Source organism: Pseudomonas rossensis (genome assembly GCF_039888995.1).
Taxonomy (GTDB): Bacteria; Pseudomonadota; Gammaproteobacteria; order Pseudomonadales; family Pseudomonadaceae; genus Aquipseudomonas; species Aquipseudomonas rossensis.
This window is the reverse complement of record NZ_JBBWCB010000199.1, coordinates 1-7,792: the sequence shown is the minus strand read 5'-3', so window position 1 is coordinate 7,792 and position 7,792 is coordinate 1. Positions and strand designations below refer to the sequence as shown.

Sequence of the window (7,792 nt, the reverse complement as noted above, 5' to 3'; positions counted from 1 at the left end):
CCCCGGCATGCTCATCGGCAACACCACTTGGCGGAACACCTGAAAACGGCTGGCGCCCAGGGTTGCAGCGGCTTCTTCATAAGTACGGGCGACGCCGCGCATGGCGCTGGCAATCGGCAGCACGGCCAACGGGAACGCGGTTTGCACCAGGCCCATCAGTACGCCGTTCTGGTTGTAGAGCAGCATGATCGGGCGCTTTATCAGGCCCAGGCCCATCAGCGCCTGATTGAGCATCCCGCCAGGTCCCAGAATCACCAGCCAGCCGTAGCTTTGCAGCAGCAGGTTAACCAGCAATGGCAGCAGCACCGCGGCGAGGAAGATCCGTCGCACAAACGGTGAGGTCAGCCGCGACATGGTGTAGGCCACCGGGATCGCCAACACGACCGCAATCACCGCGCTGATCAGCGCCAGACGCAGGGTCAGCAGCAAGGATTTGAGGTAATACGGTTCCAGCAGTTGGGCGTAACTGGCCAGGCTGAACCCGGTCCATTCCGCGCCTTTGGTGCCCACACTCATGCGCAGTACCAGGAGGCTGGCGGCGATCAATACGCCCAGAAACAGCATCGACGGCGAGAGGAAAAACCAGGCACGCGTCGTCGGCGAAACACCCCGATTGGCGCGCACAGGAGCGGCGGCGACCGGATGAGTCAGAGGTTGGTGTTCCATAGCAAGGGTCTCGTCAATGGAAAGCAGATGACGAACACAAGACTCGAAATCACTTCGGCCCCTGTGGGAGCGAGCTTGCTCGCGATAGCGGTGTATCAGTCGACATCAATGTTGAATGACAGTCAGCAATCGCGAGCAAGCTCGCTCCCACAGGGGATCTTCAGTGGTTGAAGATCCTGTGTTCGTCACTCGATCAGGAAGAAAAGATTTCCGTGTAACGACGAATCCATTGGTCATGCACGGAGGCCAGGAAGGCGTTGTCGTGCATGATCGCCTTCTCGGCAATCTGCTCCGGCGTGAGGATGTACGGGCTCTTGCGTGCTTCGGCGGAGATGATCGCCTTGGCGTTGACCGGACCGTTGTAGATGTCCTCAGCCATCTTGCCCTGCACCAGTGGGTCCAGAGAGTGGTTGATGAAGGCGTAGGCCAGGTCGATATCGCCCGGACGATTCTTCGGCATCACCGAGAGCATCAGGTCGGTGTAGAAACCTTCCTTCATCCCGAAGGTGGCGCCCAGACCGTAAGCCGGGTCGCGGATCTGTTTCGGGAAGAATGCCGGTGCGTACAAGCCGCCCATGTCCAGGGAACCGGTACGGAACAGTTCGGCGATCTGGTTCGGGTTTTCACCCAGCGTCACCACACGATCTTTCAGCTCGGCGAGTTTCTTGAAGCCAGGCTCGATGTTGTGTTCGTCACCACCGGCCAGTTTGGCGGCGATGATGATCAGGTCCATCGCTTCGGTCCAGTTCGGCGGCGGCAGGAAAATGTTCGGCGCCAGCTCGGGATCCCACAGCGAGGCGTAGCTGTTCGGTGCCTCTTTGATGGTGCGGGTGCTGTAGACCAGGCTGTTGCACCAGAGCAGGTAACCGATGCCGTGACCGTTGGCGCCGGTGCGGTATTTCTCCGGTACATCGACCAGGTTGGGAATGCGGTTGAGGTCGGGTTTTTCCAGCAGGTTGGCCGCGGCCAGACCTTCGGCACCGACGCCTGCCAGGGTGATGATGTCGTACTGCGGACGATCACCGGCGGCCTTGAGTTTGGCGACCATTTCCGAGGTGCTGCCGGTGCGGTCAGCGATGACCTTGCAACCGTATTTGTCTTCGAAGGTTGCCGCGATGTTGCGCAGTGCGGCCAGGCCGGTGTCATCGGACCAGGTCAGCAAACGCAGGGTCTTGCCCTGGAAGCGCGTGTCGCTGGCATTGGCCTTGACGAAGGGCAAACTCATGGCCGCCGCGGCTACCGACGCCACGCCCACGGTTTTGATGAATTGACGTCTGTTCAGATCATGCTCGCCCATGAAGGACTCCCTTTGTTTTTGTAAGTATGAGGTTGGTCGCAACCGTTGCATCCGCGCGCCCAGATCAGCACCAAACCCCCGGTTTCAAAGGGTTTGAGTTGAGCCGACCGCTTCATCCTGAGGTCGTGCAAAACACCTGACTATCGATAAAAACTCATTGAAGCCATGACGCCAGCGCATGCCTCATCACGAGGCATGCGCTCACCTTTTTCGTGCTTTCAGACGGCACGAATCACGTGTTTGATTTCCTGGAAAGCCTGCAAGCCCCACGGCCCCAATTCACGACCGATGCTGCTCTGTTTGTAGCCACCCCAGGCGGTCTGCGGGAAGATCACTTGCGGCGCGTTGATCCACACAAGCCCCGCCTGCAAAGCGTTGGCGACCCGATCTGCCGCTTCGGCGTCGCGGGTGACCACGCTGGCCACCAGACCGAACTGGCTGTCATTGGCCAGGGCAATCGCCTCGGCTTCGGTGGCAAAACTGCGCACGCAGATCACCGGACCGAAAATCTCTTCACACCACAGCGCACTGTCGAGGGGCACGTCGATGAAGATGGTCGGCTGCAAAAAATAGCCGCGCGACAGGTCTGCCGGACGATTGCCGCCGCACATCAGTTTGGCGCCCGCACTCAAACCACGATCGATGTGGCCGAGTACGCGCTGGTATTGCGCCTGATTGACCAGTGCGCCCATTTCCACGTTCGGGTCGAACGGGTCAGCCACGCGAATGGCTTCGGCGCGGGCCTTCAAACGGATGAGGAATTCGTCCGCCAGCTCATCGGCGATCAGTACGCGGCTGGTGGCCGAGCACATCTGCCCAGCGTTGAAGAACCCGCCGCCACAGGCCACTTCCACGGCCAGTTCGATGTCTGCGTCTTTGAGCACCAGCAGCGAGGATTTACCGCCCAGTTCCAGGCTCACGCCCTTCACGGTTTCTGCGGCACGTTGCATGACTTGAACACCGACCGCGTTGCTGCCGGTGAAGGAGATTTTGGCGATGCGCGGATCAGCGGACAACGGCGCGCCGACCGCCAGACCCGTGCCGCACACCAGGTTGAACACGCCTTTGGGCAGACCGGCCTCGGCGATGATCGCCGCCAGTTCCAGCTCCGGCAGCGGCGTGACTTCGGACGGCTTGAGCACCACGCAGCAACCGGCGGCCAGGGCTGGGGCGAGTTTCCAGGCGGTGGTGACCATAGGGAAATTCCACGGCACGATCAGGCCGACCACACCGCACGGCTCGCGGCGCACGCGAGCGCTGAAGTCGTCGGTTGGCAGCTCCACATTGCTGTCTTGCCTGGCATCGAGCCCTTCGGCCAGACCTGCGTAGTACTCGAAGGTGGCGATCACGTCGTCGACGTCGATGGCCGCTTCGAACAGTGGTTTGCCGTTGTTGCTCGACTGCAAATGCATCAACTGTTCGCGACCGGCCTGCACGCCCGCAGCGATTCTGCGCAAGATTGCACCGCGCTCGGCGCCGGTGGTTTTCGACCACTCCTTGAAGGCGTTGGTCGCGGCAGTGACGGCTTGATCGACAGCACGTTCATCGCCGCCGTTCACGGTGGTCAACAAGGCTTCGGTCGCCGGGTTGATCACGCGCAGGTGTTCGCTGCCAGCGGACCATTGGCCGTCGATGAACAGACCGTCGAGTGCCGTTGGGAAAATCATGCGGTAAGTCATTTCGACACCGCCTTCATCCACTGGGTCTGATCGATTTCAATCAGGGTCGGACCCTGGCGATCGGCAGCGGCGCGCAGTGCGCTGCGCAGTTGCTCGACACCGTCGACGGCTTCGGCTGCACAGCCCAGCGCCTTGGCCACGCCGATGAAGTCGGGGGTGTAGATGTCTACGCCCACTGGCTCGATAGCGCGGTTGACCATGTATTTTTTGATCTCTTCGTAGCCCTGGTTATTCCACAGCAGGACGATCACCGGGGTGCGCGCTTCAACGGCGCTGGCCAGTTCCGGCAGGGTAAATTGCAGGCCGCCGTCGCCGATCAGGCACACCACTGGCGGCCGAACACCGCCTTCGACGCTACCGCCGAGCCAGGCGCCGATGGCTGCCGGCAAGGCGTAACCGAGGGTGCCGTAACCGGTGGACGAGTTGAACCAGCGACGCGGGCGCTCCGGGTTGAACGTCAGGTTGCCGGTGTACACCGGTTGGGTCGAATCGCCAACGAAAACGGCCTCTGGCAATTCGTGCAGAACCGTTTCCAGGAAACGGGTCTGGGCCAGGGTCGGCGCGTCCCAGGTGGCGGCCAGTTCGTCGCGCAAGCGTGCGGCACGGACCTGGCCCCAATCGTTGCGGCGCTCGGCCAACGACTTGTGGGACAGCGCGCTCAGCAAGGACTGGGCAGCGTTACGGGAGTCGGATACCAGCGCCATTTGCGGCGGATAGTTGCGCACGGTCTGGTCCGGATCGATGTCTACGCGCAGCAGTGCGCCGGGAATTTCGAACCCACCGGCGAAGGTCACGTCGTAGTCGGTCTCGGCCAGTTCGGTGCCGATCGCCAACACCACGTCAGCTTCAGCCACCAAAGCGCGAGTCGCGACCAGGCTTTGGGTTGAGCCGATCAGCAACGGATGGTTGGATTCGAGCATGCCTTTGGCATTGATGGTCAGGGCTACCGGGGCGTCCAGCAGTTCGGCCAGTTCAGTCAACTCGGCCGCGGCATCGATGGCGCCGCCACCGGCGAGAATCAGTGGGCGCTTTGCACCGGCCAGCAGCGCGGTCATGCGGCTGATTGCGCTCGGCGAGGCACCGGCGCGGTCGATGTTCACCGGTACGCTGGCGAGCAGGTCATCGGCCTCTTCTACCAGTACGTCCAACGGAATTTCGATATGCACAGGGCGCGGACGGCCGGCCTGGAACAGTGCAAAGGCACGCGCCAGGACGCCCGGCAATTCAGCCGCCGACATCAAGGTGTGGGAGAACGCCGCCACGCCACCGACCAATGCGCTCTGGTTTGGCAGCTCGTGCAGCTTGCCGCGACCGCCGCCCAACTGGCTGCGCGATTGCACGCTGGAGATCACCAGCATCGGGATCGAGTCGGCGTAGGCCTGGCCCATGGCGGTGGTGATATTGGTCATGCCAGGGCCGGTGATGATGAAGCACACACCCGGTTTGCCGCTGGTGCGAGCGTAACCGTCAGCCATGAAACCGGCGCCCTGTTCGTGACGCGGAGTGACGTGGTTGATGCTCGAACGGGCCAGCCCGCGATACAGCTCCACGGTGTGAACCCCGGGAATGCCGAACACCTGCTCAACCCCGTAATCTTCGAGTAACTTGACCAATACTTCGCCGCACGTCGCCATGTCTTTGCCCTTTTTGTTCGTTTGAGACGCCGGACCTGCGCAGTGTTTATGATGAGTGGGCAGGTCCAGGGATGGCCTCATTGGAACGGGCGACACGTAGCCGCAACAATGGATAAAAAGTCATACTAGCCATGTCCTCACGTCATACCTTGGATCTCAATGAAACGATTGCCTCCCCTGCCGGCGCTGCACACTTTTCTGATTACCGCGCAGTGCTGCAACTTCACCCGCGCTGCTGAACAGCTGTACATCACCCAAGGTGCGGTGAGTCGGCAGATCGCCGGGCTGGAAGAACATCTGGGTTATGAACTGTTCATTCGCCAGGCCCGGGGCCTTGACCTGACGGCCGAAGGACGGGAATGGCTGCCACGGGTCCAGCAGATTTTCGGCTTGATCGACGAGGCGGTGGAGCAGATCGGCGAGAAGCGCGAAACCCTGCAACTCAAGGCCCCGACGTGTGTCATGCGCTGGCTGTTGCCGCGGCTGTTGCAGTGGCAACGGGAGCGTCCGGATGTGCCGGTGGAATTGACCACCACGGTCAAGCACGGCGTGGATTTTCATCGCGAACAGTTCGATGCAGCGGTGATGTACGGCGCACCGCCGGACAGCTCATTGGTGTCTCAACATTTGTTCGATGAACAACTGACGCCGGTCTGTTCCAAGCCGTTGCTCGAAGGTCCGGTGCCGCTGCTGACGCCGGAGGATCTGGAGCAGCACATGCTGCTGCACCCGACTCGGGATGAACGAGACTGGAAGGCTTGGCTGGCCACCGCGGATGTTCGCTTGAGCAATGTCGGCAAGGGTCAGCATTTCGAAACGCTGGACCTGGCGATGTCGATGGCGTCCCAAGGGACAGGCGTGGCGATCGGGGATTGGTCGTTGATTGGCGATGACCTGAGTGCCGGGCGGCTGGTCATGCCGTTTGAATTGAAGGTGAAGACGGGGTTGGCGTATTACCTGGTTTTCCCGGAGAAACCCGGGCCTTCGCCGAAGTTGATGGAGTTGATGGGGTGGTTGGTGGAGCAGGCTCAGAGCCGCTGAGCCCTGCAGGATTGGCGCGCATCCTGTGGGAGCGAGCTTGCTCGCGATTGCGGTGGGTCATTCAACAAATATGTCGACTGACCCACCTCTATCGCGAGCAAGCTCGCTCCCACAGGTTTTCAGTGAACTCAATAACCGACGGTGAACCGCTGGCGGGAGTGCTTCGGCGCTTCCACTTCATCGATCAGCGCAATCGCATAATCGGCAAAAGTGATCCAGCTCCGCCCTTCGCTACTCACCAGCAAATCATCCTTGCCGATCCGAAACGTACCGGTGCGCTCACCTTCGACAAACTCTGCCGACGGCGACACAAAGGTCCAGTCCAGCTCTTTTTCCTGCCGCAGGTTTTCCAGAAACAGCGCACCTGCACTGGCCTCAGCCTTGTACGCCTGCGGAAAACCCTCGCTATCGATGACGCGGGTTCCGTCCGGCAGCAACAGCGAACCGGCACCGCCCACCACCAGCAGACGATTCACGCCGGCCTTCTGCACCGGACCGATCACAGCCCTGGCAGGAAGCGTCGCGAAGTGCGCAGCGCTGATCACCACGTCATGGCCCGCAACTGCCGCTTGCAACGCTTCGGCATCGAGGGCATCGACATTCTTGGCGACCACACCGGCACGCTGACCGATCTTCGAGGTGTCTCGGGCGATGGCGGTAACGCTGTGACCACGACGCAGGGCTTCTTCCAGCAGTTGGCTACCGGCACGACCGGTGGCACCAATGATTGCGATTTTGCTCATGACGTTCTCCAATGTGGATCAGTGTGAGTAGGTGAATCGGGTTACCACTTCATCTCGCCCTTGGCGACTTTGGCGCTCAGTTGAAGCGAGCTTTCTTCACCCAGCTTCGGGTAGCGTTTTTTCATCGCGGCGATCAGCGCGGCAGCGTCCTTTGCCTTGGCGGTTTCTTCGTCGAACGCCTTGATGTAATCGGCGGTGAACTGCACGGCGGCGAGCGAACGGGCGCTCTCACCGAGGTAATGACCCGGCACGATGGTTTTCGGTTTCAGGGTTTCGATGGCGTGCAGCGTGGTCAGCCAATCGGCGTGGGACTGCGGCGTCTGGGTGTCGGCCATCCACACGTGGATGTTTTCCGCGACGACGACGCCACCGACCACGGCCTTGATCGACGGAATCCAGACGAAGCTGCGATCCGGCTGCTTGCCGTCCAGCCCCACCACCTGCAACTTCTGTCCTTCGAGCATCAGGCTGTCGCCCTTGAGTACATCCGGCACGATGGTTTTGGCCGGTACGTCGGCGCCCATTTTCGGCCCCCAGAACGCCAGTTTGCCGTCGACGGTTTTCTGGATGTGGTCCACGGTCGGCTGCGAGGCGAGCACTTTGGCGTTGGGGAATGCGGCGGTCAGGGTGTCGAGGCCGAAGTAGTAATCCGGGTCACCGTGGCTGATGTAAATGGTGGTCAGTTGCTTGCCGCTGGCGCGGATCTTCTCGACCACTTGCTCGGCCTGGGAT

7 protein-coding genes are annotated in these 7,792 nt (G+C 61.2%); 1 reads left to right on the top strand and 6 read right to left on the bottom strand.

What is annotated here, in order from left to right:
- From WLY71_RS28520 to WLY71_RS28505, 4 genes are all read right to left on the bottom strand, one after another.
- On the bottom strand, window positions 1-666 hold a 666-nt coding region (locus tag WLY71_RS28520), incomplete at its 3' end, for an ABC transporter permease (RefSeq protein ID WP_347806224.1).
- Window positions 667-859: 193 nt separating this feature from the next.
- Window positions 860-1,963 carry an ABC transporter substrate-binding protein gene (locus WLY71_RS28515; protein WP_347806223.1) on the bottom strand — a complete coding sequence of 368 codons (1,104 nt, stop codon included), beginning with the start codon at window positions 1,961-1,963 and terminating at the stop codon, window positions 860-862.
- Between the two features lie 218 nt (window positions 1,964-2,181).
- Window positions 2,182-3,630 (bottom strand): aldehyde dehydrogenase family protein, encoded by a 1,449-nt coding sequence (locus WLY71_RS28510; RefSeq protein WP_347806225.1) that lies wholly within the window; start codon window positions 3,628-3,630, stop codon window positions 2,182-2,184.
- An 8-nt stretch (window positions 3,631-3,638) separates the two neighbouring features.
- Window positions 3,639-5,276 (bottom strand): 5-guanidino-2-oxopentanoate decarboxylase, encoded by a 1,638-nt coding sequence (locus WLY71_RS28505; RefSeq protein WP_347806222.1) that lies wholly within the window; start codon window positions 5,274-5,276, stop codon window positions 3,639-3,641.
- A 159-nt stretch (window positions 5,277-5,435) separates the two neighbouring features.
- Between WLY71_RS28505 and WLY71_RS28500 the strand changes: the two genes are divergently transcribed.
- Entirely contained in the window at window positions 5,436-6,317 is an 882-nt protein-coding gene (locus tag WLY71_RS28500; protein WP_347806221.1) for a LysR substrate-binding domain-containing protein, read from the top strand.
- 128 nt (window positions 6,318-6,445) lie between these two features.
- On the opposite strand, the gene WLY71_RS28495 is transcribed toward WLY71_RS28500, so the two are convergent.
- Both WLY71_RS28495 and WLY71_RS28490 read right to left on the bottom strand, forming a co-directional pair.
- Window positions 6,446-7,060: an NAD(P)-dependent oxidoreductase gene (locus WLY71_RS28495; protein ID WP_347806220.1), complete on the bottom strand. Its 615-nt coding sequence runs from the start codon at window positions 7,058-7,060 to the stop codon at window positions 6,446-6,448.
- Between the two features lie 41 nt (window positions 7,061-7,101).
- The coding region (locus WLY71_RS28490) for an MBL fold metallo-hydrolase (protein ID WP_347806219.1) at window positions 7,102-7,792 on the bottom strand (691 nt) is incomplete at its 5' end.

Coding starts and splice junctions, on each gene's coding strand:
- WLY71_RS28515 (WP_347806223.1), bottom strand. CDS start 1,963: ATGGGCGAGCATGATCTGAACAGACGTCAATTCATCAAAACCGTGGGC.
- WLY71_RS28510 (WP_347806225.1), bottom strand. CDS start 3,630: ATGATTTTCCCAACGGCACTCGACGGTCTGTTCATCGACGGCCAATGG.
- WLY71_RS28505 (WP_347806222.1), bottom strand. CDS start 5,276: ATGGCGACGTGCGGCGAAGTATTGGTCAAGTTACTCGAAGATTACGGG.
- WLY71_RS28500 (WP_347806221.1), top strand. CDS start 5,436: ATGAAACGATTGCCTCCCCTGCCGGCGCTGCACACTTTTCTGATTACC.
- WLY71_RS28495 (WP_347806220.1), bottom strand. CDS start 7,060: ATGAGCAAAATCGCAATCATTGGTGCCACCGGTCGTGCCGGTAGCCAA.